Below are 26726 nucleotides of genomic sequence, written 5' to 3' on the forward strand. Positions count from 1 at the left end.
GATGCCCGGCAGGGCAGAGGGGGGCGCGAAGGAATGCAAACCTTGCCTGGCTCGGCCCAACACCAATGAGGCCGTGGCCTTAGGGATTGATACGCCGGCGGGACAGCGCCCCCCTCTGGCCTGCCGGCCATCTCCCCCACAAGGGGGGAGATCAGCTAATCACCCAGCGCTGTTCTGCGGATAGCAGATGATCGACAAATACCGCATCGGCAGTTGCGTCAGTTCTTCCGGGCCGTGCGGCGCGTCGGCGTCGAAGAACAGGCTGTCGCCCGGCTTCATCGGGTAGAGATTGTTGCCGTGCCGGTACACGACCTCGCCTTCGAGCATGTAGAGGAACTCCATGCCCGCATGCTGGAAGGTCGGGAACACGTCCGAATTCTCGGTCAGCGTGATGAGATAGGGCTCGACGACGACGCCGCTGGTGTTGGCGCCGATATGTCCAAGCAGATTGTACTGGTGGCCGGCGCGCGTGCCGCGCCGCTCAACATCGACGCCTTCGCCGGCCTTGACGAAGACGGCGCTGTGTTCTTCCTCGAAGCGGCGGAAGAAGGCGGTCACCGGAACGCCCAGAGCCCGTGACAGCGCCTGCAGCGTCGTCAGCGACGGCGAGGTGATGCCGTTCTCGATCTTGGACAGCATGCCGAGCGAGATGTCGGTTGCCGCGGCGAGATCGGCGACGGTGATGCCGAGCTTCTTGCGGAACGCCCGCACCTCATGGCCGATCGCCACTTCCAGTACTTTTTCGCGTGTGTCGCGGATGGCATGCGGGTCCTGCGTCAGCGGGGTGCGGATCGTGCGCCCGTTCGGGCCAATGCCCTTCGACGATGGCTTGATCTTGACCGCCACGGGGCTCCGACCAAGTTTGGGATCGGAAGTCTTTTTCGTCATGTCGTCTCCCGTGAGAATCTGCTGATTATTTCACTCTAGGTGAACATATTCGTTGCCGATACAGGAGCGCAACGGGTGCGCCAAGCCCTTGTGGCGGATTAGGTCCGCTTTCTGCGGCAACTGTCCCCCCGCGCTTCGCAGAAAGTTACCTCGGCCTCACGCAGTTTCGGCGCAAGGCCAGTTGACAGGACCGAAGGGCCAATTACTGTTACTCTCAGTGAAATTTGTTTCGCTGGGGAAATCAAAAAAGGAGGCCCGCAATGAAATCTCGTGTCGCCGTCATCGGAGCCGGACCATCGGGGCTGGCCCAGTTGAGGGCCTTCAAGTCGGCCGCCGACAAGGGCGCCGAGATCCCGGAAATCGTCTGCTTCGAAAAGCAGAGCGACTGGGGCGGGCTGTGGAACTACACCTGGCGCACCGGCCTCGACGAGCATGGCGACCCGGTGCATGGGTCCATGTACCGCTATCTATGGTCGAACGGCCCCAAGGAATGCCTCGAATTCGCCGACTACACCTTCGAGGAGCATTTCGGCCGGCCGATCGCCTCCTATCCGCCGCGCGCCGTGCTGTGGGACTACATCAAGGGCCGGGTCGAGAAATCCGGAGTGCGCAAATGGGTGCGCTTCAACACGCCGGTGCGCATGGTCACCTACTCCGACGAGACCAAGAAATTCACCGTCACCGCGCATGACCGCACCAACGATGTCACCTACTCGGAAGAGTTCGACAATGTCGTCGTCGCCTCCGGCCATTTCTCCGTGCCGAACGTGCCGTACTTCGAGGGCTTTTCCACCTTCAACGGCCGCATCCTGCACAGCCACGACTTCCGCGATGCCATGGAATTCAAGGGCAAGGACATATTGATCATCGGCCGCTCCTATTCGGCCGAGGACATCGGTTCGCAGTGCTACAAATACGGCGCGAAATCGATCACCTCCAGCTACCGCTCCAAGCCGATGGGCTTCAAATGGCCGGAGAACTGGAAAGAAGTGCCGCTGCTGCAGAAGGTCGTCGGCAAGACGGCGCATTTCAAGGACGGCACCACCAAGGATGTCGACGCCATCATCCTGTGCACAGGCTATCTGCACTCCTTCCCCTTCCTCACCGACGACCTCAAGCTCAAGACCGCCAACCGCATGTGGCCGCTCGATCTCTATGAGGGCGTCGTCTGGGAGAAGAACCCGAAACTGTTCTATATCGGCATGCAAGACCAGTTCTACACCTTCAACATGTTCGACGCGCAGGCCTGGTACGCGCGCGACGTCATCATGGGCCGCATCAAGCTGCCCTCGGCCGAGGCGATGGCCGAGCACAGCGCCAAGTGGCGGGCACGTGAGGAGACGCTGGAGGACGCCGAGCAGATGATCTGGTTCCAGGGCGACTACACCAAGGAGCTGATGGACCAGACCGATTATCCGGGCTTCGACGTCGAGGCGGTCAACCACACCTTCATGGAGTGGGAGCACCACAAGATGGAAAACATCATGACCTTCCGCGACAACGCGTACCGCTCGCTGATGACCGGCACCATGGCGCCGGTCCATCACACGCCGTGGCTGCAGGCGCTGGACGATTCGATGGAGAGCTATCTTGAGGTGAAGGGCGTCGCGGCGGAGTAGCGCGGCGCGCCTCCCCCCACATCCGTGAAATCAGCAAGGTGGGTGTCCCGCGGGACACCCCGCCAGTCTACCAGCACACGTAGCCGCCATCGACGATCAGGTCGAGGCCGGTCACGAAGCTTGACGCGCGGCTGGCCAGGAACACGGTCGGCCCGACCATTTCCTCCGGCGCCGCCATGCGGCCCATCGGCGTGTCGCGCTTGAAGATCTTTATCTCCTCCGCAACTTCGGGCCGCTTGTTCATCGGCGTCAGCGTGTAGCCCGGGCTGACGACGTTGACGCGCAGGCCGCGGTCCGCCCACTCCATGGCGAGACTCTTCGACATGTGGATGACAGCGGCTTTCGAGGAATTGTAATGCGCCTGCGTCAGCCCGCGGTTGACGATGGTGCCGGACATGGAGGCGATGTTGATGATGGAGCCCGCGCGTCGAGGAAGCATGACGCGCGCCTCAGCCTGACAGGACAGGAACACGCCGGCGACGTTGACCTCGTGCACCTTGCGCCATTTTTCCAGTGCCATGGTCTCGGCCGCTTCCGAACCGGCTATGCCGGCATTGTTGACGGCGACGGTCAGCGCGCCGAGCTCGGCTTCGGCACGATCGATCGCCGTGGCCAGGTCAGTCTCGGACGTCACGCTGCCGGTCAGCGCCAACGCTTTGCGGCCAAGTGCCGTGATCCTGTGGGCGGTCTCTTCAAGTCCGCCTTTGGACGCATGGCCGAAACAGGCGACGTCGGCGCCGGCCTCGGCAAGCCCAATCGCGATTGCCTGACCAATACCGCTACCGGCGCCCGTCACCAGCGCCACGCCGCCGTCCAGTTTGAAAAGATCCATCGCACCCTCCCTGATTGCCGGAAGGTATGCGCTGAATGGCGCCTCGATCAAGCGGCATGATCTGGCCGGTCGGAGGCGTCGAGGTTCAGAAATACCCGTCCGACGCCGCCGTCGCTTCCTTCGGGATTTCCACGCCGTCGACCAGGATCTTGTCGACCAGCTCGTGGTGGAAGCAGACCAATCCCCTGATGCGTTCGGCCTCGTGCACCGGCTCGGGATAGTACCAGACCAGGTTCTCGTGCCGCTTCTTCGGCGTCGTCACGTGGTAATAGTTGGAGATGCCCTTATAGGGGCAGCGCGAGATGTAGCGGCTGGGCGAAAACATATCGAGCCGCGTGTCCGCGATCGGCAGATAATGGCGCACCGGATGGCCGGTCTCGAACAGGAACACCCCGCGCCGTGAATCGGCCACCTGTTCGCCGTCGAGGATCACCTGCACGCGCCGCGATGAGGGCAGGCAGTCGACACGGCGGAACGGGTCGCGGGCGTGAACGAAGATCTCTTCGTCCTCTTCATACCAGTGCGTCATCTTCGGCCAGTAGAAGGAGATGTAGTCCTGGATCGGCGGGCAGCCCTTGACGGGATCGAGGTAGCGCCAGGCGCCGTCCTCGACCAGGGTGATGCCGGTGTTGAGCGAATAATGCGTCGCGACGCCCTTGAACGGGTCTTCCGTCGTCGTGTGGCTCGGCAGCAGGAACTCCTCGCGCACGTCGCTCATCGGGAAGTAGTAGACGGGCAGGTGGTCGCTCTCCTGGAACACCAGCGCCTTGGTGGTGTCGGCGACGATCATCGGTCCGACCTGCACCCTGATCCGCTTGGGCGAGGGCATGGTGAAGGCGACATAGCCCGGTTCGAACTCATACTGCACGATGCTGTCGAGGATCGGGAAATGCGGCCCGCGGCCGCGCAGATGGGGCTTGCGAATGGTCGTCGTCCTCTTCTCGTCGTTTGCGGCCGGGGTCTTGCGCGCGGTCATGGTCATGATGCCACCGATACACGATCGAGCAGCAGGCCGGCGGCGATCGGCGGCACGCCGCTGACAGTCTTGCGCACGGGCACCAGAAGGTCCGGGAAATAGCTGAAGATCACCGGCGTCTCGTCAAGCAGCAGCTTCTGGATGTCGGAGGCGGCCTTGCGCTGCGCATCGAGGTCGAGCGCCTTGAGATAGCTGGTGACCAGCCCGTCATAGGCGGCATTCTTGAAGTGCGCCGCGTTCCACGGGCCGTCGCTGACCAGCGGGCTCTTCAGGAACACGTTCGGCACGCTGCGATGCGCGTAATCGGTGATGCCGAGCGGGCTGTCCAGCCAGTCCGACTGGCCGAACACCGCCTTGCCGTAATACTTGTCCTGGTCCTCGATGTTGAGCGCAATGCGCGCGCCGATCTCCTTGGCGAAGTTCTGGAAGAGCTGCGCATAGCCGGGGATGTCGGAATAGCGCAGCGTCGTCAGCGTCATGTCGAAGCCGCCGCCAAGGCCGGCCGCTTCCATCAGCTGCTTGGCCTTGGCGATGTCTTGCGTGCGCTGCGCCACCGATTTGTCGGTGACCGGGAAGGCCGGCGCGAACGGGCTGTCATTGCCGGTGGCCGCCATGCCGCGGCAGAGCCCATCGACCAGTTTGGAACGGTCGATGCACAGAGCCAGCGCCTGGCGCACGCGCTTGTCGGTGAAGGGCACCATGTCGCAGCGCATGTGAAGCTGGCGATGCGCGGTGGACGCCACGCGCAGCACCTGGATGTCGGGATTGCCCAGCACCACCTGGCTGACGTCGAGCGGGATAGCGTCGAGCACGTCGACCTCGCCCGCCTGCAGCGCGAGAATGCGCGGCTGCACATCGCCATAGAACTTGAACTCGAGCCGGTCGGGCAGCGCCTTCTCGCCCCAATAGTCGGGATTGCGCACGAAGCTGGCGCCGACCTTCGGCGTATAGCTTTCGAGCCGGAACGGACCAGTGCCTTCGAAGGTCTTTTCGTAATCGCCCTTGTAGCTCGCCGGCAGGATGACGGCGTTGTAATTGTCGATCGACACCGAATAGGGGAAGCTGCCGTTCGGCGCGTCGAGATGGAACTCGACCGTGTGGTCGTCGACCTTGCGCGTGCCGCCCTTCGACAAGAGGCCCTTGAACACCGACAGCGCGTTGGACGGGCCGCTCGGATCCGCAAGGCGGTCGAAGGTCGCCACGACATCGTCGGCCTTGAAGTCCTCGCCATTGTGGAATTTCACGCTCTTGCGCAGCTTGAAGGTCCAGACGCTGCCATCGGCATTGGGCGACCAGCTTTCGGCCAGCACCGGCTTCAGCGTCAGGTCGGGCTGCGTCACGCACAGGAACTCGGCCACCTGGAAGACGAGCTGATAGCTGCCGCTGTCATAGTAAGTGACCGGGTCGATGGCGCCGCCGGGCACGGCAATGCCGGCGCGCACCGTGCCGCCGGGCTTGCCCTCGGCGCGCGCTTGCGGAGCGCCCAGGCCAATCGCCGAAGCGATGCCGCCTAGGAAGGGCAGCGACAGGCCGAGCAAGCTGCCATGGCGCAGGAATTCGCGCCGGCCGATCCTGCCGGCGAGCAATTCGTCGACAGCGGAATTTTCGATTGCGCTGAGTTGCTTGCGAGCGGCGTCGATTGTCCTGAAATGCTTGGGCATGGCGGCATTCCTTGTTTTGTCGCGGGGGCTTTGGCATTTAGGCCATTGTTGACCGCGACCGGAAAGCGATATTTTTTGATCGAAGCCATCGGAATTTTCGATGGCGGTAGCTCAGGGGCAGGGAACCATGGATACCGAAAATCTGCGCAGTTTCCTGGAGGTCGCGGCGCATGGCAGCTTTACCGTCGCCGCCCATCGGCTGAACCTCGCCCAGTCGACCGTCAGCGCGCGCATTCGCGGCCTGGAGGAGCAATTGGGGCGAAAACTGTTCGTGCGCGACAGCGATGGCGTCACGCTGACGCCGGCCGGCCGGCAGTTCCTGCCGCATGCCTCGACGATCACCCGCACCTGGGAGCAGTCACGCCAGGACATCGCCGTTCCCGATGGCTACGAGACGCTGCTCAGGCTCACCGCGCCCGCCTATCTCTGGGACAGCATCACCTCGCCCTGGATCGACTGGATGCGCGCGAAGCGGCCGAACGTGGCGCTGCGTCTGGAAGGCAGTTTCCCGGATCTGGCGATCGACCAGATGGCCGAAGGCCTGCTCGACATCTGCATCCTCTATCTGCCCAGGCCGCATCCGGGCATCGTCTATGAGACGTTAGCCGTCGACCAGGTCGTGCTCGTCCAGCACACGGCGCAGGACGGGCCGTGGACGGACAACTACATCCTGATGGATTGGGGACTGGAGTTCCGCATCGAGCACGACCGCGCCTTTGCAGGCGTCGTGAAGCCCGCCATCTCGGCTGGGCTTGTGTTCATCGGCCTGCAACACGTCCTCTCGCGAAAGGCGGCCGCTTATTTGCCGCTCAGCGCGGTGAGCGCGCATATCGAGCGCGGCGAGCTGAAGCGCGTCGAAGATACGCCGGTGTTCCAGCGGCCGATCTACCTTGCCTATCCGGAGAACCCTGCCTCTTCCGATGCTCTCAACGTTGCCTTGACGGGCCTGCGCACGCTGGCCAGGAACCTGTCCAACGATCAGGCTTTCGCGGAGAGCGACCGCGCCTTCAGTATGGGAGTATAGGCCGTGGATGCCTTACCGGGACGGACCCTCTCCATTGGTCGAACAATCGAAGTCCGAAAGGTGAGTCGGCGCATAGGATGCGAGCTTTGGTCGTGGGGGGATGCTCGCGATCTCTCGAACCAACTTCCTGCGGATCGCGACCGCAAAAAGAGTGAGATCGTCAACCCCGATCACGAACGCATCGGGTCCGCCGATGACGCAGTGCTCATAGTAGGAATTGAGATAGCCCTCGCTAAACGTCTCGAAGCCGTTGGAGGCCCCATGCGGTAGCGACACCGGCAGGCCGTTGATTGTGATGCCGGAGGCTATCACCTCGTCTCTCACCGGGGCGACCGGCGGCCCGGCGTTGTTGGGCCCGTCACCGGATACATCGATCACTCGCCGATCGCCCACAACCCGGCTGTCGGCAAATAAACCCTCCGCCGCCTGGAGGCCTCGCGAAATCGATGTTCCTGCTTCCCTGACCATCGGCTGGGCTGCAAGGGCGTCGGCGAACCGTTTCGCATCGTCATGGCTGCCGATGATCGTCCACGGCAGGACCACGCGTTGGTACTTCGGCCCGGCCCATTCAACATATGCGACGGCAATCCTGCCGCGTGCTCCCGATGTTATGGCTCGCGCGACATCGGCGTGCCGGAATGCGCTGACATAGCCGTCGCGTTGAATCCGTTGCTCGGCCTGGCTCATCGATGGCGAGACGTCGACAGCCAGGATGAGTTCGAGATCGACGGCGAGCCTTTCATGCCCAACACCCACCGAGGTTGGGCGGAAGACGCCGAGGAGCAAGGCCAGTATCTTTAGGCATAATCTCGGCGACGGCCGTATCGCCTCCGGATTATGCCAAACATTCGAAAGGCACCGCGCCCCCATCTGGCACCGCCTCGGCGCATTCCGCGCTCATTGGCTGGATTCCTATGGAGCGATGCTGGGACTACACGCGGTGTCTCGCTTCACCCGATTGGGGGATGGCGCCGCCTCAATGCGAAGAAGGCATGCGCAAGCGCAACAAGAGTGCCGTAAGTTCCGCCTGGCGGCGTGTTCCCGTTTTCGCAAAGATGGCCCTGAGCTGCGTGCGAGCGGTTTCGCGGCCGATGGCCAATGCAGCGCTTGCCGCGCCGATCCCCTTGCCGGTCGCCAGGCGAGAGGCGAGCCGCGCTTCGGCGGCTGTCAGTTGGAAAGTCTGGCTGAGCAGTTGTTCGGTTGGCGCCAGTTCGGCCGCGAGGTCGGTGAAATAGAGCAGCGCATCGCCGCCATTGAACAGGTCATGCGCGAATGAAGTCATTGGCATGATCTCCGCGAGAAGCCAGGGTAATCCGTTGCGGGTGATCACGACTGGCTCGGTCCGGAGCGATCCATCCGACCAACTCGAGACGGCGGCCCGCGTCAGCCCGTGCAGACGGGCATCGCTCGCCCGATCGACCGCGTGGATGCGGCCGTGACGGATTACGAGGCCGCAGCCGAATAGAGCATTCGCATGCTCGTTGACGCGCGTGACATAGCCACGGCAATCCAGCATCGCGGCAGCACAATTGAGTTGATCGAGCGCGGCAAGGCTCGATCCGAGCGAAACATCCCAAACCTTCTCCGCCGCGCTTATGATCCGGCTCAGGTCGGGCGCCACACTCAGGAAATGATCGGCTTCGCTGGGGTAAAAGCGCCCCCTCCGGGCATCGCGATAGAGCGGCACGCACCAGCTGCGGTTCTTCACCACGACACGGATGGAGGCCCACCATTCGCGGTTTCCGGGGCGAGCGATCTCATTGTAATAGGGCAGGACCCTTCGTTCTTCCGCGGTTGTGATTTCGTCCTCGACAGTGAAACTGACCGGTGGCTTCGCGAGCAACTGCGGCCTGTCGAGAAGGGGATTGGGTCCGCTTCCGATCCTCTCGTGCCAGAGAGCCGTAAACTCGGCGTGTTCCGTAGAGTCCGGTGCCCGCGCGGTCTTGTGACGTTGATCGCACCCAAACGGGTGCGCTTGGTCGCGGGTGCGTAGACAGCAACTCGTCGCGCCCAGCGAATCCGCGAGCTTTTGAAGCGCTCCCGGCCACCGGTCAAATTCGAAAGCGGCGTCGTAGCAAGCTTCTATCGCAGACGCGATTGCTCCCCCGGCAGCCATTCAATCCGACCTTCGTCTGGATAGATCACCACACCCTCCAGATTACCACAGATCGGTGAAATCAAGAATGGCCGGTCAGCAGGCGTGACGCGACGAGCGTCGCAGATGCAAGCCACCCTGACCCGAAAGGGAATCTATTCGCCCACCGGCCGCTATGCCGGTTCCGCTGCGGTGATCTTGGGTCCCTGCAGCCTTGCCAGTTCCGCGTAGGGAATGTGGCAGCGGATCGTGTGGCCCGGCTGGGCCTCGGCGAGTTCCGGCTCCTGCGTCTCGCAGATGGCGCCGATCTTGCGCGGGCATCTGGTGTGGAAGACGCAGCCCGTCGGCGGGTTGGCTGCGCTTGGGATTTCGCCGTCGAGGCGGATGCGCGAGCTCTCGGTGCGATCGAGCTTTGGAACCGCCGATAGCAGCGCTTCGGTGTAGGGATGGTGCGGGCCGGAGAACACCGCCTCCGACGGCCCGAACTCCATGATGCGGCCGAGATAGAGTACCGCGATCCTGTCGGAGAGATAGCGCACCACGCCGAGGTCGTGCGAGATGAAGATGTAGGAGACATCCTGTCTCGACTGCAGGTCGGCCAAGAGGTTGAGGATCGCCGCCTGCACCGAAACGTCGAGCGCCGAGGTCGGCTCGTCGCACACCACGATGCGCGGATCGCCGGCAAAGGCGCGCGCGATCGCCACGCGCTGCTTCAGCCCGCCCGAGAGCTGGCGCGGCTTGACCGCCAGATGCCGGTCTGTGAGCCGCACCGAGCGGACTAATTCTTCCAGGCGCGTATCCAGCGTCTTGCCGCTGAGCCCGCCCAGCCGCTTCAAGGCGCGGCTGAGGATGTGCCGGATCGAATGCGAGCGGTTGAGCGCGGAGTCCGGATTCTGGAAGACGATCTGCACCGCCTTGACCTGGTCCTCCGAGCGGCTGACGAGCCGTGGCGCCAGCTTCTTGCCTTCGAGCTCGATCGAGCCGCCGTCGTCCGGCGCGACGAGGCCAAGCAGCAGTCTGGCGAAGGTCGTCTTGCCGCTGCCGGATTCGCCGACCAGCCCGAGCGTCTCGCCGGGCCTCAGGCTGACCGAGACGTCCTTGACGGCCCGCAGCGGTCGGCCGTGGCTGGCATAGGTCTTGTTCAGCCCTTCGACCTGCAGCACCGGCGGCGCTTGCCTCGGTGCGACGGCAGCGATCTCGGCGGGCGTGGCGCGCGGCAGCGACTGCGCCTTGTCGTGGTAGTGACAGCGCGACAGCCGGCCGTCGCCGAGATCGTAGAGCGGCGGCGGCTCGGCGCGGCAGCGTTCGGTGGCCAGCGCGCAGCGGTCGGCGAAGGCGCAGCCGACGATATTGGCGCCGATGCCGGGCAGGAAGCCGGGAATGGTGTCGAGCCGGCCCTGGTCCTTGCGCTGGCCGCCGCGAGGCAGGCAGCGCAGCAGCGCCACGGTGTAGGGATGGCGCGGATCGTTGAAGACTTGCCTGGTCGAGCCTTCCTCGACCAGCATGCCGGCATAGAGCACGCCGACGCGGTCGCACATGTTTGAGACGACGGCGAGGTTGTGGCTGATGAACAGGATCGAGGCCGACAGCTCGCGCCGCAACTGTCCGATCAGGTCGAGCACTTCGGCTTCCACCGTGGCGTCGAGGCCGGTCGTCGGCTCGTCGAGGATCAGCATCGAGGGATCGTTGGCCAGCGCCATGGCGATCGCCACGCGCTGCTGCATGCCGCCGGAGAGCTGATGCGGATAGCGCTGCATGACGCTCGCCGGATCCGAGATGCGCACGCGGTTCAGCATGGCGAGCGCCTTGTCTTCGGCTGCTTGCCCGGTGATGCCCGCAAGCTCGAAGATCTCGGTCAGCTGGCGGCCGATGCGCAGCGACGGGTTCAGCGCCTTGCCGGGGTCCTGGTAGACCATCGACACGCTGTCCGCGCGGGCACGCCGCAGCGCCTCGCTATCGAGCTTCATGACATCCTTGCCGTCGAGCGCGATCGAGCCGCCGGTGATCGAGCCGTTGCGCGGCAGATAGCGCACCACCGACAGCGCGACGGTCGACTTGCCGCAGCCGGATTCGCCGACCAGCCCGTAGGCTTCGCCGGCCTTGATGGTCAAATTGACGTTACGCAGCACCGCGCGGTCGCGGCGGCCGACGCGATAGGCGACCGAAAGGTCCTTCAGTTCAAGGGCGTTCGTGTCAGTCATTGAACGCTCCATGCACGCCGTCTGCCACCAAATTGACGCCGATCACCAGCGAGGCGATGGCCAGCGCATCGAACAGCACGGTCCACCAGAAGCCGCCGCCGATCATGCCGTAATTGGAGGAGATCGACAGGCCCCAGTCCGGTGAGGGCGGCTGGATGCCGAAGCCCATGAAGGAGAGCGTGGCCACGGCGAAGATGGCGTAGCCAAGTCGCACCGTCGTCTCGACCAGGATCGGCGGGATGACGTTGGGCAGGATCTCGACGAACATCGTGTGCAGCGCGCCCTCGTGGCGCAGCTTTGCCGCGGCGACATAGTCGAGCTCGCGTTCGGCGAGCACCGCCGAGCGCACGGTGCGGGCGATGATCGGCGCGAAGCTCAGGCCGATGACGACGATGACGGTGATCTTCGACGTGCCGAGCGCGACGATGGCAAGCAGCGCGATGATCACCACCGGGATCGCCATGAAGGCTTCGAGCACGCGGCTGACGATGTCGTCGACGATGCCGCGGAAGTAGCCGATGACCAGGCCGAGCGCGGTGCCGGCGATGGTTGCGAGGATCGTCGCCAGCGGCGCCACGGTCAGGATGTCGCGCGAACCGACGATGACGCGTGAAAAGACATCGCGGCCGAGCTGGTCGGTGCCGAACCAGTGCTCGGCCGATGGTGGCGCAAGCGTGTTGATGATGTCGGCGTCGAGAGGATCGTAGGGCACGAAATGTTCACCGAATAGCGCGCAGATGACCCAGAACAGCAATATGCCCAGGCCGGTCAGGAACGTCGGGGATCTCAGGAACGAATGCAGCACCTCGCCCCAGGGGCTGCGCTGTGCGGTGTCGGGCGCCGGCAGGCTGACGGGGATGTCGGTCGCGCTCATTGCTCTGCTCCCAGCCGGATGCGCGGATTGAGCACGGAATAGAGGAAGTCGGCGGCCAAGGTCGCCACCGCATAGACGATGCCGATGGTAAGAATGCCGGCTTCCAGCATCGGGAAATCCTTGCCGCGGGCGGCGGTGAAGATCAGTGAGCCGATGCCCTGGTAGCGGAACAGCGTCTCGATCACGACCAGGCCGCCGATCAGGTAGCCGGTCTGGGTGGCGATCACGGTGATGGTCGGCAGCAGCGCGTTGCGCAGCACATGCCGCCAGATCACCGTTCGCCAGGGCAGCCCTTTCAGCACGGCGGTGCGCGTATAGTCGGAATCGAGTGCCTCGATCATGCCGGACCGCGCCATGCGGGCAATATAGCCGAACAGCACCAAAAACAGCGGCAGCGAGGGCAAGATCAGGTAATAGATCTGGGTGAAGAAGCCGGCGCCTTTCGGCCAGGCGGCGGCGATCGGCAGCCAGCGCAGCCACACGCCGAAGATCAGGATCAGGATGATGCCGGTGACGAATTCCGGCAGCACCGTCACCGACAGGCCGCCGAGGCTGATGATACGGTCGAGCGGCCGGTTGAGGTTGAGCGCGGCGATGACGCCGCCCAGGATGCCGATCGGCACCACCAGCACGAAGGCGATCAATGCCAGCTTCAGCGAATTGCCCAACGCATCGATGACGAAGGGCGCGACCGGCGCGCGGAAGATGTAGGACGTGCCCATGTCGCCATGCAGGAAATTCCAGATCCAGCTGCCGTACTGGACGAGCAGCGGGCGGTCGACGCCGAGCGAGTGGTTGAGCGCGTCGACCGCGCGCTGGTCGGCGAACGGCCCCAATATGGCGCGCCCGACATTGCCCGGCAGCACCTGGCCGCCAAGGAAGACCATGACGCTGAGCAGGAACAGCGTGACGAGCGACAGTGCCAGGCGCCGGACGAGGAAGACGAGGATGGCGAATACTCCTATTGGAGTCGGCTCTCCGTGGAGAGCCGGCTGTCAGGGATAAGCTTGTTCGCTGTCGTCAGGCCTTCGATGCCTTTTCCAGGAACAGCTGCGACATGGCGGTGGGCTGCACGCCCGTCACGCCTTTCGCCGTCGCCGTCAGGTAGTCGTAGAAATAGCCGAAGACCACCGGCGTTTCCTCGAGCAGCAGCTTCTGGATCTTGCCGGCGGTGGCCTTCTGCGCCTCGAGATCGAGGGCCGCGATATAGCTCGCTGCCATCTGGTCGTAGTCCTTGTTCTTGAAGTGGGCGGCGTTCCAGGTGCCGTCGCTCTTCAAAGGAGCCGCCAGATAGACATTGGGCACGCCGCGGTGGCCGTAGTCGGTGATGCCCATCGCCGAATCCAGCCAGTTCGACTTGCCGAACACCGCGTCGCCGTAATAGGCGCCCTGGTCGAGGATGTTGAGCTCGAGCTCGATGCCGATTTCCTTGACCCAGTTTTGGATGAGCTGGGCGTATTCCGGGATTTCCAGATAGCGCTCCGTGGTCAGCGTCATCTTGAAGCCCTGGGCGAGGCCGGCTGCTTCCATCAGCTGCTTGGCCTGGGCGATATCCTGCTTGCGCTGCGGCACGCTGGTGTCGGTCGAGGGGTAGACGGCGGCAAACGGGCTGTCGTTGCCGAGCGCCGAGCGTCCCTTCATCAGGCCGGCGACGAGTTTCTCGCGGTCCAGGCAGAGCGCGATGGCGCGGCGCACGCGCGCGTCCTTCGTCGGGCCCTCGTCGCAGTGCATGTGCAGCTGCTGATGCGCGGATGATTTCAGGCTGATGATCTCGAAATTCGGATCGTTGAGGAGCGCAACGCCCGCCAGCACCGGCATCTGGTTGATGATGTCGATCTGGCCGCCCTGCAGCGCCAGGATCTGCGGCTGGATGTCGGTGAAGAAGGTGAACTCGGTGCGATCCGGCAGGGCCTTGTCGCCCCAATAGTCGTCGTTGCGCACGAAGGAGGCGCCGACCTTGGGCGTGTATTTTTCCAGCTTGAACGGACCGGTGCCGTCGAAGCTCTTCTCGTAGTCGCCCTTGTAGCTCGCCGGGATGATGACGGCGTTGTAGTTGTCCGACGACACCATGTAGGGGAAGTTGCCGTTCGCCGCGTCGAGATGGAATTCGACCGTGTAGTCGTCGACCTTCTTGGTGTTGCCCTTCTGCAGGATGCCGGTGAACACCGACAGCGCATTGGACGAGTTGGCCGGGTCGGCGAGCCGGTCGATGCTGGCCACCACGTCATCGGCCTTCATCTCGCCGCCCGAATGGAACTTGACGCCCTTGCGCAGCGTGAAGGTCCACACCGTGCCGTCGGTATTCGGCTTCCAGCTTTCTGCCAGCGCCGGCTTCAGCACCAGGTCCGGACCGTCGACGCAAAGGAACTCGGCCACTTGCTGCATGACGACAAGGCCGCCGGCATCGGCGATGGTGACGGGATCGATCGCCGCGGCCGGCACGCTGCTGCCGACGCGGATGGTGCCGCCGGCAGCACCTGCGGCGCGCGCGAGCGAGGGCGCCGCGCCGAAGCCGGCGGCCATGCCGATGCGGCCGAGCAGCGGCAGCGACAGGCCGAGCAGGCTGCCATGGCGCACGAATTCGCGGCGGCTGATGCGGCCGTCGACAAGGCCGTCGATGAGATGGTTTTCAAGGGGCGTGCGGCCGCGCCGCAGCAGATCGAGAATGCGATAGTTCTTGCTCATGGTCTGAGCCTTTCCCCAGTTGTTGTGGTTGGCGAGTGAATTCGATTTGCGAGTGCCGTGGAGTTCTCCTGTTCCCGGCTCTCGTCAGTATCGGTCGACATACAGTAGCATGCGGTTCCGACCGGTCCATCCGCTGGTTGGGACGGAAAAGTCAGATTTTCTTGATGAATTGTCTGTCGGCCAGGCGACTTGAGGCCGCCCTTTTCTCGATAAGTCCTGCTAGCTTTTCGACATCCTCCTAATTCAGCGGCAGTCGGCGGTAGGTCCCAGGCTTTTCCGGGTCGTGATATTTGTTGCAGGGGCCATTTTCGACGAAATCGCGATGGCAGTCGGCAAGCCGTTCCTGCGACAGGCTGACCCCGAGGCCGTGGCCTTCGGGCACCCGCACGGTGTTGTTCTTCGGCGCGAACGGCCCTTCCTCGACGATGTCCATCGGCTGCATGCGAAACAGCGACTGGTTGGGCTCCCTGATCCAGCCGAGCGCGGCGCACAGATGCAGGTAACAGGCACTGCCGATGCCGGTATCGCCGCTGTAGCACCAGTAGTCGATGCCGGCATGCTCGCAGGCGCCGACGAAACGCAGCATGCGGTTGATGCCGCCATGCGCCGTCGGGTTGCCGACGAAGGCGTCCGGCACCTTCAGCTCCATGGCGCGCGCGATGTCGATGTTGTGGGTCGAGAACGGGATCGAGGTGTGACGGCGCAATTCGCGCATCTCCTCGATCGTCGCCACCGGGTCTTCCCAGTTGCGCACGCCGAGCTCTTCCAGCGGTCGCGCCAACTGCCTGGCGGTCGCCAGCGAATAGGCCTGGTTGGAATCGACGCGGATCATCGCGCCGTCGCCCAGCTTCTTGCGGATCAGCTCGACTATCTTCAGCGAGACCTTCGGATCCTGGGTCGAGAACTTGCCCTCGAAGAAGGTCGTGCCGTGGCGCTCGTTGAGCTCGACGCAATAGTCGGCGACTTCCTCCGGCGTCTTCTCGCCCTTCACCTTGGCGCCGTCGCCGCGCAGCGAGAAATAATCGGTGAAGGGGATTTCCTTGCGCACCGCGCCGCCGAGCAACTGATAAAGCGGCTGCTTCCACGCCTTGCCGCGCAGGTCCCACAGCGCCATCTCGATGGCGCCGAAAGCCATGATGCGGGTGCGGTCGTTGATCGACTGCACGCCGCTCCAGAAGGGCAGGCAGACTTCCTCCGCGCCGGTGATGTCGAAGGCGTCGCGGCCCAAGAGCCTCGGCGCTAGCACATCGTTGATGACAGGGGCGGCACCCGGCGTCGGCGCCTCGCCGATGCCGACGAGCCCGTCCTCGGTCTCGACCTCGACGATGGTCGGCGAGAAGCCGTCGAGCTCGCCGAAGACCCAGACGTAAGGCGCTTCCAGCCGGTAGTTGATCGGGGTTGCCTTGACGCGCCTGATCTTCATATCAGCCGATCTCGAAGAAGGGTTCGCCGAGCAGGCCGGGGTCCACGTCGATGCCGAGGCCGGGGCCGTCGGGAATGCCCATATGGCTGCCGCTTACCGGAGGTGCGTTGGTGGCCGTGCGCACCGTCACCCATTCGTGGAAGGCGATGGCATGCAGCCGGCGGTCCGCCGGCGTCGACAGCGACAGATGCGCCATGGCGGCGGTGTCGATCTCTGCGCCGCCCGTATCCTCGACCGTGATCATGAAGCCGAGATCGACGGCGACGTCGCGGATCAGCCGCGTCTGCGTCACACCGCCGAGCCGCGAGATCTTCAGTGTCAGGCCGTCGGCAGCACCTCGGCGGTGGATTTCCAGCATCTCGCCCAGCGAGGTGACGGATTCATCCAGCACCATCGGCTTGTCGAGCATGCGGCGCACCGACATGTTCTCATCGAGCGTCGTGCAGGGCTGCTCGAACGTGTAGTCGATGCCGCGCGTGGCGTCGGCGAATTGGCGCGCCTGGTAGGGCGTCCAGCCAGCATTGGCGTCGCAGAAGATCACCGTGCCTTTCGGCACCGCGGAGGCAACCGTCGTCACCCGCTCGATGTCGTCATGCACATTGCCACCGACCTTGACCTGCAGGCGGCGGCAGCCTTCGGCGATGATCCGCTTGGCCAAAGCCGCCATCTGGTCGAGCGTGCCGTGGGTGACGACCCGGTAGGTCTCCGCCATATCGCTTTCGCGGCCGCCGAGCATGGTCACCAATGGCACATCGGCCGCGCGGGCGGCGAGATCCCAGCACGCCATGTCGAGCGCGGACTTGATGTAGGGATGGCCCTTGAACACCGTGTCCATCAGCCGGCCGATGTGGGCCAGACCGCGCGGATCCTGGCCGATCAGATGCGGCGCGATTTCCGGCACGCCCGCGCGTGTTCCCGCCGGAAACGCGGCCGAGTAGAAATTGCCAAGCGGCGCCATCTCGCCCCAGCCGGTCAAGCCGCTGTCCGAGGTGATGGCGACGATCACCGCGTCGAAAGAGTCGGCGACGCGCCCCTTGGACATGCGGTAAGGCCCGTCCACGAAGGGCTGGACGACATGGTAGGCCTTGATGCTCTTGATCTTCACTTTGCTGTCCGTCTGTCAGTTCTTCGATGCGCGCTTTTCGAGGCCGCGCGCATAGGCAAGAAGCTCCTCGAAATCGAGGTCGATATGCTCGCGCGCATGGCGCTGGGCGGCGCGCATGTCGGCACCTTTGAGCAGCGCCACATAGGTTTCGTGCACGTCCTCGGCCGGCACCGGTTCGTTGCGTGCGCGCTGATGCAGGGCGAAATACATCTGCAGCCGGCTGGTCAGCCGCTGCCAGGTCTCCAGCAGCACCGAATTGTCGGCCCACTCGTAGATCAGCCCATGCAACTGCAGCGCGGTCTCGATCTGGCGCGTGGTGTCGAGCGCCCGCGTCGCCCGTTTCACCGCCTCGTGGCGGCGGTCCAACTCGTCGAAGAAGCGTGGGTCGCGCTGCGGCCAGGCAAGCTCGATGGCGAATTCATCGAGCACCTTGTTGAGCGAATAGGCATCGATGATGTCCTTGGCGGTGACGTCGATGACGAAAGTCCCGGCATAGGGAATGCTGGTCAGGATGCCTTCCTGCACCAGCTCGCGCATCGCCTCGCGCAGCGGCGCGCGGCTCACCCGCATCTGTTCCGAAATCCTGAGCTCGTTGAGCTTCTGCCCCGGTTCCAGCTGTCCGGTCAGGATGGCGCGCCTGAGCAGGGCGACGATCTCCGCCCTGCGCGTCGTATCCGCGATCGGACTGAAATCCAGCTTTGCCATAGGTCGACCCCCGGGAGGAATTTCTGCAAGACAAGCAGATTGTCGACAATCTAACAAGAGCTTATTTTTGACCGAGATCGGCAGATTGCGGAGACCGTTTCGAAATTCGCTCTGGCGAGTCATATGGTGGTGATTTCGAGAACCGGAGCGGAGCGGACATTTGGGTCCGTGAGCACCGGAAGCGCAGAAAGCGCCGCCAGATGGCCGCCGGAGTAGAATTTCCAAACAGTCTCAGGCGGCACGACCGTAGAAGCCGATCCGCTCCTCGTCGGTGAACATCACGCCCGGACGTTCATAGTAGGAGAACACCGCGATCATGCGCTCGCGATTGCCCTCGACCGTGGTGACGCGATGCGCGGTGTTCTTGCCGCGGAAGACGTTCAGCGTGCCGGCCTTGATGCGCAGGATTTTTGCTTCGGGGTCGCGCCCCTCGAGCAGCTTGGCGACACCGTCATAGTTCGGGTCGTCGTCCGAGCGCAGGTCGGTGCGGTATTCGAAATCGCCGCCGATCTGGGGCGCTTGCAGCAACAGCGTCGTGGTGAATTCCGAGCGGTCGAAATGCCAGTTGAGTGCTTCGCCGGCGCGGTAACCCATGACGTTGGTGCGGGCGAGCGGGTCCTGCATGACATGCAATTGCGGCTTGTCCATCGTCGCCGCCAGGAACCGCACCAGCGGCTCGTATTCGTAGATCGAAAGAACGGTGCTGCCCGGGATCTGGTCTGCGCAGACCGTATGGCTGATCGTCTCCACCTTGCGCAGCGCCGGATGGTCCGGTGCGAGTTCCGGGATCGACGGCTTGAAATAGATGTTGTGCATGCGCTTGTGCACATGCGAGCGCGTGTCCATCACCGGCCGGATTTCCGCGACCGCCTTTTCGGCAATGCCGGGGCGCAGGAACCCTTCCAGGTTGAACATGCCGTTTGCCGCGAGCGCCGCCTTGGACTCGTCCACCAGGCGCTGCCACTCAAGGCTGCCCTCGCGATTCAGCGGATAGCGGTCCAGGTCGAGAATGGTTTCGATCATTGCGTCCTCCAAAATCTGAGGCCACTACACGCCAAGGAAAACTTTGCCGCAACGCGGAAAATTGTTAGGCTCGGCCAAGAAAAACTTTCGAGGATAGAGCGTGGAAAAGCTTCCGCCATTGAACGCGATGAGGGCTTTCGAGGTCGCGGCCCGTGCCGGTTCCTTCACGCTTGCCGCCACCGAACTCGGCGTGTCATCGGCCGCGGTCAGCCAGCAGATACGCAATCTGGAAGACTGGTTCGGCAAGCAGCTCTTTATGCGCAACGGCAACCGCATCGCGCTTACCGATGCCGGCCATGCCATCTATCCGCAGACGGCGCATGCACTGGGCGAGATCGCGGCTGTCGGCAGGCGCATGCTGGAAGGTGGCCTGCGCAGGCGCCTTGTGGTCAGCGTGCCGTTCTCGCTGGCCGAGTTGTGGCTGGCGCCCAAGCTTGCCGTTCTGCTCGACGGCTTTCCGCAAATGGCGATCGATGTCCGCGTCGAGGACGATCCCGTCGACGTCGTGCGCCAGAACATCGATCTGCGCATCTCCTATGGCGATTATCACTATCCGGCGCTGAAGATGGTGCGGCTCGTTCACGACGAGGTGCTGCCGGTTGCGTCGCCCGGCTTCTGGCAGCGCCACGGGAACGGGTCGTCCGGCCTCGCCGATATGCATGAAAGCCATTTCATCCACACCAACTGGGGTCCCAACTACGCCTCGCATCCGAGCTGGGCGGACTGGTTCGCGGCCGCTGGGGGCGGCCGCGCGCCCGACCCATCGCATGGCCGCCGCGTCGGCCTCTCCAGCCTGGCGATCGGCGCGGCAAGGCTGGGGCTGGGGGTAGCTTTGGGACAGAAGGCGATGGCGAATGCGGATCTCGAGGCCGGCCGGTTGATCGCGCTGTCTTCCGTCTCCGTCCGCCTGGGTCAGCCCTATTGCGCCTTCATGCTGCCGGCCAAGGCGGAACGCGCCGACATTGCCGGCCTCGTCGAGTTGCTGGCGAGCAATCCCGGCAGGCCCCGCACGGAACCGGCATCGGGAGCCGTCTGACAACTCATAAAAAAACGGCGCCCTCGACGTGGGAGTCGAGGGCGCCGTCGGACCGGAAACTGATGGGGGTTATCAGCTGGCCGGTTTCGGTTGCGGCAAGGGAGAAACCGGCATTCCGGGTCCGATCTTCTGCAGATTGCCCGTGATCACCTGGTCGGTCTCTGAGATGCCGGAGGTCACGGAAATCAGGTCGCCATCGGTCGGCCCGAGCGACACCAGCTTCTGGTCGACGGTGTTGCCCTTGCCGATGACATAGAGGTACTTGCCGAGCTGGCTGGAGCCCAGCGCCACCTGCGGCACCATCAGGGTGTTGGGCTGTTCCTTCACATGCAGCCGCACCCGGACATATTGCCCGGGCAGCAGCGTGAACTTGGCGTTGCCGATCGTGGCGCGCGCCGTGATCGTGCCGGTCGAGTGGTCGATCGTGTTGTCGATGAAGGTCAGCTCCCCCTTCTGGCTCGGCACCGTATCGCCGGGCAACAGCACATCGACGGCGATCGGGCCGGCGGCCTTCGCCTGCTCGATCTGGACGAGGTCGGTCTCGCTCGGATTGAAGGTCACATAGATCGGGTCGAGCTGCACCAGCGTGTTGAGCACCGTGCCGGCGACGCTGACCAGCGTGCCGACCGAGGCCTGGTTGCGGCCGATGCGGCCCGGGAAGGGCGCCTTGATCTCGGCATAGCCGAGGTTGAGCTCGGCCGTCCGCACCGCCGCCTGGTCGACGGCAAGGGCAGCCTGCGCCGAGCGCAGATTACTGGTGCGCTGGTCGAAGCTGTCCTTGTCGAGATAGCCGGCCTTGGCGAGGTCGGTGCCGCGGCCGAGATTGGACTTTGCATATTCGAGCGTCGCGGTATCGCGCTGCACCTGCGCCTTCGCCTGGTCGAGCGCGGCCTGATAGTCATCGGGCGCGATGCGGTAGAGCATGTCGCCCTGCTTCACGTCGCTGCCGTCGGCCGCGGTCTGCTCCTGCAGATAACCCGGCACGCGGGCCTGCAGCGTGATGCTGCGGATCGACTCCACCCGCGCGGCGTAGTCCAGATAGATCGGCAGCGTCTTCTTCACGACGTTCACCACCGGCACCGGCATGACGAAGGCCGCCGGCGCGGGCGCTGCGCCCGCCGTGCCGCCGCCGAGATAGCCCGGATTCAGCAGGTGGACGCTTGCCACCGAGATCGCGCCAAGCACAACGGCCGTTCCTAAAGCGATTTTCCATTTACGCATTTTGGACTCCAATCCTATTCGGCCGCCTGAGCGAGCGGCTGAAGCGCCGGCTCGGCGGTCGGTTCGATTTCTTGCTGCTGAGGGGCGTCGTGGTGTCCCTTGGCTGGTTCTTTTTCGCCGCGCTCGCGCAACTGTTCGATCACCGCGTAGAAGACCGGCACGAAGACCAGCGAGAGGATGGTCGCCGCCACCATGCCGCCGAAGACGGTGGTGCCGATCGACTGCCGGCTGGCCGCGCCCGCGCCCGTCGCGAACATCAGCGGCAGCACGCCGAGGATGAAGGCGAAGGCGGTCATCAGGATCGGCCGCAGCCTCAGCCTCGCCGCTTCCATCGCCGCATCGACGATGGTCAGGCCTTCCTCGCGCCGTCGCCTTGCGAACTCGACGATCAGGATCGCGTTCTTGGCCGCCAGGCCGATCAGCATGACAAAGCCGATCTGCGAGTAGACGTCGATCTGCATGCCGCGTAGCAACAGCACCGCGAAGGCGCCGAACAGAGCGAGCGGCACGGCGAGCAACACCATGAAGGGCATCGCCCAGCTTTCATACTGCGCCGCCAGGATCAGGAAGACGAACACGATCGCCAGCCCGAAGACGACCGAGGCGATCGATCCGGCCTTGAGCTCCTGGAAGGTGATGCCGGTCCATTCGTAGCCGAAGTCGCGCGGCAGCACGTTCGCCGCCGCCCGCTCCATCGCCGCCACCGCCTGTCCGGACGAGAAGCCGGGGGCAGCACCGCCATTGATCAGGGCCGACGCATTGTTGTTGTAATGCGGCACGGTCTCCGGTCCGACGATCGGCACAAGCTTGCCCAACGTGTTCAGCGGCACCATGCCGCCCGACGCGTTGCGCACATAAAGCCTGGAGATGTCGGTCGCGTCGGCGCGCGCGTCCTTGTCCGCCTGGATGGTCACGCGGAAGGTGCGGCCGAACAGGTTGAAGTCGTTGACGTAGAGCGAGCCGAGATAGATCTGCAAGGTGTTGAAGACATCCGGCAGGTTGAGGCCGAGAAGCTTGGCCTTGTTGCGGTCGAGGTCGTAGTTGAACTGCGGCGTCGAGGTCGAGAAGGACGAGAACAGCTGCTGCGGGTTGAGCTCCGGCTGCTTGCGCGCCTCGGCGATCAACGCCTGCGTGACCTCGTTGAGCGCGGCGCTGCCGCGACCGGAGAGGTCCTCCACCTGGAACTCGAAGCCACCGGTGGTGCCGAGGCCCGGGATCGAGGGCGGGTCGAAGGACAGCGCGAACGCGTCCGGCATCTGCAGCAGCTTGCCACGCACCTGCTCGACCAGTTTCGACGCATTCTGGTCGGGACCGCGCTGGTCCCATGGCTTCAGGATGGCGAACTCCACCGCCGAATTGGACTGCGCGGCGCTGGTCAGGAAGTTCAGGCCGCTGATCGAGCCGACGATGTCGACGCCGGGCGTGTTCTGCAGGATGTCGCGCGCCTTCTGCGCCACCGCGTCGGTGCGCTCAAGCGAGGCGCCGTCCGGCAGCTGGATGACGACGAAGAAATAGCCCTGGTCCTCGACGGGGAGGAAGGTCGAAGGCAATTTCTGCCAGACGAAATAGGTGGCGACGAGGCCGGCCGCGAACAGCCCAAGCATGATCCAGCGCAGCTTGATCAGGATGCGCACGCCATGCGCATAGGCATGCGACAGCCAGTCGAAGCCGGCGTTGAACCAGCGGAACAGCACGAATTGCGTTTCGCCGCGATGGCGCAGGAACGCGGCGCTCAGCGCAGGCGACAGCGTCAGCGAGTTGAAGGCCGAGATGCCGACCGAGATCGCCACTGTCAGCGCGAACTGGTTGTAGAGCCGGCCGGAAACGCCGGGGATGAAGGCGACCGGGACGAACACCGCCATCAGCACCGCGGTGGTGGCGATGATCGGTCCCGTCACTTCGGCCATCGCCGCGCGCGTTGCGGCAAGCGGCTTGAGCCCGGCCTCCAGCTGTCGCTCGACATTCTCCACCACCACGATGGCGTCGTCGACGACGAGGCCGATCGCCAGCACCATGCCGAGCAGGGAGAGCATGTTGAGCGAGAAACCCAGCATATACATGATCGCCAGCGTCGCGATCAGCGACACGGGGATGGCGATGGTCGGGATGATGGTCGTGCGCCAGCTCTGCAGGAAGATGAACACCACCGCCACGACCAGCACCAGCGCTTCGCCGAGCGTGATCAGCACGTCATGCATCGAGGCCGACACGAAGCGTGTCGTGTCATAATGCATGGCGTAGTGCACGCCCTTCGGGAAACGCTGCGACAGCTCCTGCATCTTGTCCTTGACCCGCTGCTGCAGGTCGAGAGCGTTGGAGCCGGGCATCTGGTAGACGGCGAGCACCACGGTCGGGTCCTTGCCGAAGAAGGCGGATGACGAATATTGCAGCGCGCCGAGCTCGATTCGCGCGACGTCGCGCAGCCGCACGAGCGAGCCGTTCTGCGAATTGGCGCGCACGACGATGTCGCCGAATTCCTTGGGGTCGCTCAGGCGGCCGACCGCGTTGACCTGCATCTCGAAGGCGGTGCCGGCGGGCGCCGGCGACTGCCCGATCTTGCCGGCCGCCACCTGCACGTTCTGCTCGGCGATGGCGTTCTGGACGTCGACGGCGGTGATGCCGAGATTGGCCAGCTTGTCCGGGTCGAGCCAGACGCGCATCGAATAACGGCGCTCGCCGAAGATCTGCACGTCGCCGACGCCTGGCAGGCGCTTCAGCGGATCGACCACCTGCAGATAGGCAAGGTTGCTCAACGCCACCGGATCGACCGAGCCGTCCGGCGAGGTCAGGTCGACGATCAGCACGAAATTGGGGTTCTGCTTCTTGATCGTCACGCCGCCCTGATTGACGATTGCCGGCAGGGACGATGCCGCTTGGCTGACGCGATTCTGCACGTCGACGGCCGCAGTGCTCAGCGGATAGCCGACGTCGAAGGTGATGGTGATGGTGGACGAGCCGTCATTCGAGCTCGTCGACGACATGTAGGTCATGCCTTGCACGCCGTTGATCTGCTGCTCCAGCGGCGTGGTGACCGTGTCGGCCACGACCTGCGCGCTGGCGCCCGGATAATGGGCGCTGACCACGACCTGCGGCGGCGTGATGTCGGGGAATTGCGAGACCGGCAGAAGGAAATAAGCGATCGCGCCGGCGAGCACCATGATGATGGCGATCGCAGACGCAAAGATCGGACGATGAACGAAGAAATTTACCATGATGCGGACGCCTCGCCGAAGGGTTTTGCGAAATGGCGGAGGCGCCGGGCGCGGCCGGAGCCGGAATCCGCCAGGAAGGATGGCAGGCCTTCATCATCCGGCGCCTGTTCCGCCGCGCGCTGGCGCAGCATCCGCTCGAAGGCTTTGGGGTCGACCCCGTCCGCCTTCATCACCAGCCGGATCATCGGATCCCGGACGGCTTCGTCGATCGTCAGGTCTTTGCGCTTTTGCATAGGAGTGGCTCCTTGCCCGGTCCGTATCGGTTGATCACGGGCCGCTTTTTCTCTTTTTCACCGGCCGAAGCTGCATGACAGGCTGTTTTTTCGTCCTATCTCACTCTGGCAGGCTATCGGTGGGCCTTGTCGTTTGACGGGGAGTGATATAGGTGTTACCAGTAAGTAACATCTAAAAGTTACAGACCGGTAACACCCTAGTCAAGAGGTGGCGACGGTTTTTTTGGAAACGACGAAAGGAGAGCATGATGACTGACGGCGTTGCGGAGCGTTCCCGCCCCCGGGATCGGATCTTGGAGACGGCGCAGGACATGTTCCACAAGCACGGCATCAAGGGAGTTGGCGTCGACGCCATCACCGAGGCTGCCGGCACCAACAAGATGACGCTTTACCGTCACTTCGAATCTAAGGACGAGCTGGTGATCGAATGCCTGCGCGCCACGGCGGCGAAGGCTTCGAGGATATGGGACGAGTTCGAGGCCAGGCATCCCGGCGACAAGCTCGCCCAGTTGCATGCCTGGGTCCAGAAGGCTTCGGAATTGCTCAGCGTCGACAGTCGTGGCTGCGACATGGCCAATGCCGCCGTCGAGCTCACCGAGGCCGATCACCCGGCCAGGCGCGTCATCAAGGAGCTGAAGGAAGCCCAGCGCGAAAAGCTGGTTGCGCTTTGCCGCGATGCCGGCATCGGCCAAGCCGAGCTTCTCGCCGACACGCTGTCGCTGCTTCTCGAAGGCGCCCGCGTCTCGATGCAGAGCGTCGGCGCCGAAGGCCCGAGCGCGCAATTCGTACGCATGGCCGAGAGCCTGATCGCGTCGTTCCGGGCGCGCTGATCTCTTCGGATCGTCCTGATTCTGTTATGCTGTCCCGAAAACGGGCGCTAGACGATGGGTCAGGCAAGTTTTCCGGAGATGTATGAGCGCTGGCTCGTGGGGCCTCTGTTTCGCCCCTGGGCCGAAGTCACCTTCGAAGAGGTGAAGCTCTCTCCAGGCCATCGTGTGCTGGACATCGCCTGCGGCACGGGAATAGTTGCCCGCGTTGCCAGGGAACAGCTCGGCGCCGCCGGATATGTCGTCGGCATCGACATCAACGCGGAAATGCTTGCCGTCGCGCGCACCGTGGCGCCAGACATCGATTGGCGCGTAGGCAATGCAGGTGCACTGCCGCTCCGCGACGGAGAGCAGTTCGACGCGGTCGTCTGTCAGCAGGGGCTGCAGTTCTTTCCCGACAAGGCCGCCGTGACGGCGCAGATGCGGCGAGCTTTGGCGCAGGGCGGCCGGTTGGCAGTTGGCACGTGGCGCTCCGATGAGGAAATCGCCTTCTTTCGCGATCTTCGCCGCGTCGCCGAACGACTCCTCGGCCCAATCGTGGACCTGCGCCACAGCTTTGGGAATGCGGCACTGATCGAGGCGCTGCTCCGGGACGCCGGCTTCCACGACGTTCGATCAAGGACAATATCGCGCAGGATACGCTTTGAGGACGGGGCGCCCCTCCTGCGATTGAACACGATGGCGCTGGTCGGCATGAGTGCTGCCGGCAAGGCAATGGCCGATCACGAACGCAAGCGCGTCGTGGAGGATATAGTGAGCGGGATTGCGCCCGTGCTGCAATCCTACACCGATGGATCGGGAGTCGCTTTCGAACTCAGCTCCAATCTGGTGACGGCGAATGGCTAGAGCAATTCTAGGAAAAGTGTGAGCGGTTTTCCGTCCGGAATTGCGCTAAATCAAAGAGATAGCCCGTACTTGGGCAGCATCGGATGGGATGGTTCTCCCGCCTTTGGCGCGCAAAGAAAAAGCCCGCTGCCGGGAGGAGGTGGCAGCGGGCTTGATTTCGAATACGGCACGGGAGGAGGTGTACCGCACTCAGCGTCGGCATCACATCTGGGAGGAGGAGACGGCCGACACCGAGATAGG

At 63.9% G+C, this 26726-nt stretch carries 22 protein-coding genes; 5 read left to right on the top strand and 17 right to left on the bottom strand.

The window, feature by feature from the left end; all coding sequences use genetic code 11:
* Positions 1-159 precede the first annotated feature (159 nt).
* The gene (locus EN852_RS04905; RefSeq protein WP_127866968.1) at positions 160-888 is read right to left on the bottom strand and encodes an XRE family transcriptional regulator; all 729 of its coding nucleotides are present in this window, start codon (positions 886-888) and stop codon (positions 160-162) included.
* 260 nt (positions 889-1148) lie between these two features.
* On the opposite strand from EN852_RS04905, the gene EN852_RS04910 reads away from it, so the two are divergent.
* On the top strand, positions 1149-2507 hold the full coding sequence (locus EN852_RS04910; protein ID WP_127875542.1) for an NAD(P)/FAD-dependent oxidoreductase: 1359 nt from the start codon (positions 1149-1151) through the stop codon (positions 2505-2507).
* A 67-nt stretch (positions 2508-2574) separates the two neighbouring features.
* On the opposite strand, the gene EN852_RS04915 is transcribed toward EN852_RS04910, so the two are convergent.
* The 3 genes from EN852_RS04915 to EN852_RS04925 form a co-directional block, all read right to left on the bottom strand.
* Positions 2575-3339 carry an SDR family oxidoreductase gene (locus tag EN852_RS04915; RefSeq protein ID WP_127875541.1) on the bottom strand — a complete coding sequence of 255 codons (765 nt, stop codon included), beginning with the start codon at positions 3337-3339 and terminating at the stop codon, positions 2575-2577.
* 85 nt (positions 3340-3424) lie between these two features.
* Positions 3425-4315 carry a DUF427 domain-containing protein gene (locus tag EN852_RS04920; protein ID WP_127875656.1) on the bottom strand — a complete coding sequence of 297 codons (891 nt, stop codon included), beginning with the start codon at positions 4313-4315 and terminating at the stop codon, positions 3425-3427.
* 2 nt (positions 4316-4317) lie between these two features.
* Positions 4318-5976: an ABC transporter substrate-binding protein gene (locus tag EN852_RS04925; RefSeq protein ID WP_127875540.1), complete on the bottom strand. Its 1659-nt coding sequence runs from the start codon at positions 5974-5976 to the stop codon at positions 4318-4320.
* 127 nt (positions 5977-6103) lie between these two features.
* On the opposite strand from EN852_RS04925, the gene EN852_RS04930 reads away from it, so the two are divergent.
* Positions 6104-7000: a LysR family transcriptional regulator gene (locus EN852_RS04930; protein WP_127875539.1), complete on the top strand. Its 897-nt coding sequence runs from the start codon at positions 6104-6106 to the stop codon at positions 6998-7000.
* A 12-nt stretch (positions 7001-7012) separates the two neighbouring features.
* Here EN852_RS04930 and EN852_RS04935 read toward each other — a convergent pair whose 3' ends face one another.
* From EN852_RS04935 to EN852_RS04980, 10 genes are all read right to left on the bottom strand, one after another.
* The gene (locus EN852_RS04935) at positions 7013-7786 is read right to left on the bottom strand and encodes a DUF1194 domain-containing protein (RefSeq protein ID WP_189545720.1); all 774 of its coding nucleotides are present in this window, start codon (positions 7784-7786) and stop codon (positions 7013-7015) included.
* A gap of 190 nt (positions 7787-7976) precedes the next feature.
* Entirely contained in the window at positions 7977-9116 is a 1140-nt protein-coding gene (locus EN852_RS04940; RefSeq protein WP_127875537.1) for a helix-turn-helix transcriptional regulator, read from the bottom strand.
* Positions 9117-9268: 152 nt separating this feature from the next.
* Positions 9269-11296 (bottom strand): ABC transporter ATP-binding protein, encoded by a 2028-nt coding sequence (locus EN852_RS04945; protein WP_246694175.1) that lies wholly within the window; start codon positions 11294-11296, stop codon positions 9269-9271.
* A complete protein-coding gene (locus tag EN852_RS04950) occupies positions 11289-12170 on the bottom strand; it encodes an ABC transporter permease (RefSeq protein ID WP_127875535.1) in 882 nt (293 codons plus the stop codon). The genes EN852_RS04945 and EN852_RS04950 overlap by 8 nt, the downstream gene beginning before the upstream one ends.
* The gene (locus EN852_RS04955) at positions 12167-13120 is read right to left on the bottom strand and encodes an ABC transporter permease (RefSeq protein ID WP_127875534.1); all 954 of its coding nucleotides are present in this window, start codon (positions 13118-13120) and stop codon (positions 12167-12169) included. The genes EN852_RS04950 and EN852_RS04955 overlap by 4 nt, the downstream gene beginning before the upstream one ends.
* Positions 13121-13190: 70 nt before the next feature.
* Entirely contained in the window at positions 13191-14855 is a 1665-nt protein-coding gene (locus EN852_RS04960) for an ABC transporter substrate-binding protein (protein WP_127875533.1), read from the bottom strand.
* Positions 14856-15093: 238 nt separating this feature from the next.
* Positions 15094-16278 carry a mandelate racemase/muconate lactonizing enzyme family protein gene (locus EN852_RS04965; protein ID WP_127875532.1) on the bottom strand — a complete coding sequence of 395 codons (1185 nt, stop codon included), beginning with the start codon at positions 16276-16278 and terminating at the stop codon, positions 15094-15096.
* 1 nt (position 16279) lies between these two features.
* Positions 16280-17383: a mandelate racemase/muconate lactonizing enzyme family protein gene (locus EN852_RS04970; protein WP_127875531.1), complete on the bottom strand. Its 1104-nt coding sequence runs from the start codon at positions 17381-17383 to the stop codon at positions 16280-16282.
* 15 nt (positions 17384-17398) lie between these two features.
* Positions 17399-18088, bottom strand: coding sequence for a GntR family transcriptional regulator (locus EN852_RS04975; protein WP_127875530.1), 690 nt, complete (start codon positions 18086-18088; stop codon positions 17399-17401).
* 231 nt (positions 18089-18319) lie between these two features.
* A complete protein-coding gene (locus EN852_RS04980) occupies positions 18320-19111 on the bottom strand; it encodes a 2OG-Fe(II) oxygenase (protein WP_246694177.1) in 792 nt (263 codons plus the stop codon).
* Between the two features lie 100 nt (positions 19112-19211).
* On the opposite strand from EN852_RS04980, the gene EN852_RS04985 reads away from it, so the two are divergent.
* Positions 19212-20147 (top strand): LysR substrate-binding domain-containing protein, encoded by a 936-nt coding sequence (locus EN852_RS04985; RefSeq protein WP_127875529.1) that lies wholly within the window; start codon positions 19212-19214, stop codon positions 20145-20147.
* Positions 20148-20219: 72 nt separating this feature from the next.
* On the opposite strand, the gene EN852_RS04990 is transcribed toward EN852_RS04985, so the two are convergent.
* From EN852_RS04990 to EN852_RS05000, 3 genes are read right to left on the bottom strand one after another with little or no spacing between them, the layout of a single operon-like run.
* Complete coding sequence (locus EN852_RS04990) at positions 20220-21368, bottom strand: efflux RND transporter periplasmic adaptor subunit (protein WP_127875528.1); 1149 nt, start codon at positions 21366-21368, stop codon at positions 20220-20222.
* A 14-nt stretch (positions 21369-21382) separates the two neighbouring features.
* On the bottom strand, positions 21383-24580 hold the full coding sequence (locus EN852_RS04995; RefSeq protein WP_127875527.1) for a multidrug efflux RND transporter permease subunit: 3198 nt from the start codon (positions 24578-24580) through the stop codon (positions 21383-21385).
* On the bottom strand, positions 24574-24813 hold the full coding sequence (locus EN852_RS05000) for a hypothetical protein (RefSeq protein WP_127875526.1): 240 nt from the start codon (positions 24811-24813) through the stop codon (positions 24574-24576). The genes EN852_RS04995 and EN852_RS05000 overlap by 7 nt, the downstream gene beginning before the upstream one ends.
* Positions 24814-25061: 248 nt before the next feature.
* Here EN852_RS05000 and EN852_RS05005 point away from each other — a divergent pair, with 248 nt between their 5' ends.
* Positions 25062-25643, top strand: coding sequence for a TetR/AcrR family transcriptional regulator (locus tag EN852_RS05005; RefSeq protein WP_127230506.1), 582 nt, complete (start codon positions 25062-25064; stop codon positions 25641-25643).
* A 78-nt stretch (positions 25644-25721) separates the two neighbouring features.
* Positions 25722-26486: a methyltransferase domain-containing protein gene (locus EN852_RS05010; RefSeq protein ID WP_281407775.1), complete on the top strand. Its 765-nt coding sequence runs from the start codon at positions 25722-25724 to the stop codon at positions 26484-26486.
* The last annotated feature ends 240 nt before the right edge of the window (positions 26487-26726 follow it).

This window comes from Mesorhizobium sp. M2E.F.Ca.ET.209.01.1.1, assembly GCF_004010375.2.
In the GTDB taxonomy this organism is placed as follows: Bacteria; Pseudomonadota; Alphaproteobacteria; order Rhizobiales; family Rhizobiaceae; genus Mesorhizobium.

Coding starts and splice junctions, on each gene's coding strand:
- EN852_RS04905 (WP_127866968.1), bottom strand. CDS start 888: ATGACGAAAAAGACTTCCGATCCCAAACTTGGTCGGAGCCCCGTGGCG.
- EN852_RS04910 (WP_127875542.1), top strand. CDS start 1,149: ATGAAATCTCGTGTCGCCGTCATCGGAGCCGGACCATCGGGGCTGGCC.
- EN852_RS04915 (WP_127875541.1), bottom strand. CDS start 3,339: ATGGATCTTTTCAAACTGGACGGCGGCGTGGCGCTGGTGACGGGCGCC.
- EN852_RS04920 (WP_127875656.1), bottom strand. CDS start 4,315: ATGACCGCGCGCAAGACCCCGGCCGCAAACGACGAGAAGAGGACGACG.
- EN852_RS04925 (WP_127875540.1), bottom strand. CDS start 5,976: ATGCCCAAGCATTTCAGGACAATCGACGCCGCTCGCAAGCAACTCAGC.
- EN852_RS04930 (WP_127875539.1), top strand. CDS start 6,104: ATGGATACCGAAAATCTGCGCAGTTTCCTGGAGGTCGCGGCGCATGGC.
- EN852_RS04940 (WP_127875537.1), bottom strand. CDS start 9,116: ATGGCTGCCGGGGGAGCAATCGCGTCTGCGATAGAAGCTTGCTACGAC.
- EN852_RS04945 (WP_246694175.1), bottom strand. CDS start 11,296: ATGACTGACACGAACGCCCTTGAACTGAAGGACCTTTCGGTCGCCTAT.
- EN852_RS04950 (WP_127875535.1), bottom strand. CDS start 12,170: ATGAGCGCGACCGACATCCCCGTCAGCCTGCCGGCGCCCGACACCGCA.
- EN852_RS04960 (WP_127875533.1), bottom strand. CDS start 14,855: ATGAGCAAGAACTATCGCATTCTCGATCTGCTGCGGCGCGGCCGCACG.
- EN852_RS04965 (WP_127875532.1), bottom strand. CDS start 16,278: ATGAAGATCAGGCGCGTCAAGGCAACCCCGATCAACTACCGGCTGGAA.
- EN852_RS04975 (WP_127875530.1), bottom strand. CDS start 18,088: ATGGCAAAGCTGGATTTCAGTCCGATCGCGGATACGACGCGCAGGGCG.
- EN852_RS04980 (WP_246694177.1), bottom strand. CDS start 19,111: ATGATCGAAACCATTCTCGACCTGGACCGCTATCCGCTGAATCGCGAG.
- EN852_RS04990 (WP_127875528.1), bottom strand. CDS start 21,368: ATGCGTAAATGGAAAATCGCTTTAGGAACGGCCGTTGTGCTTGGCGCG.
- EN852_RS04995 (WP_127875527.1), bottom strand. CDS start 24,580: ATGGTAAATTTCTTCGTTCATCGTCCGATCTTTGCGTCTGCGATCGCC.
- EN852_RS05000 (WP_127875526.1), bottom strand. CDS start 24,813: ATGCAAAAGCGCAAAGACCTGACGATCGACGAAGCCGTCCGGGATCCG.
- EN852_RS05005 (WP_127230506.1), top strand. CDS start 25,062: ATGACTGACGGCGTTGCGGAGCGTTCCCGCCCCCGGGATCGGATCTTG.
- EN852_RS05010 (WP_281407775.1), top strand. CDS start 25,722: ATGTATGAGCGCTGGCTCGTGGGGCCTCTGTTTCGCCCCTGGGCCGAA.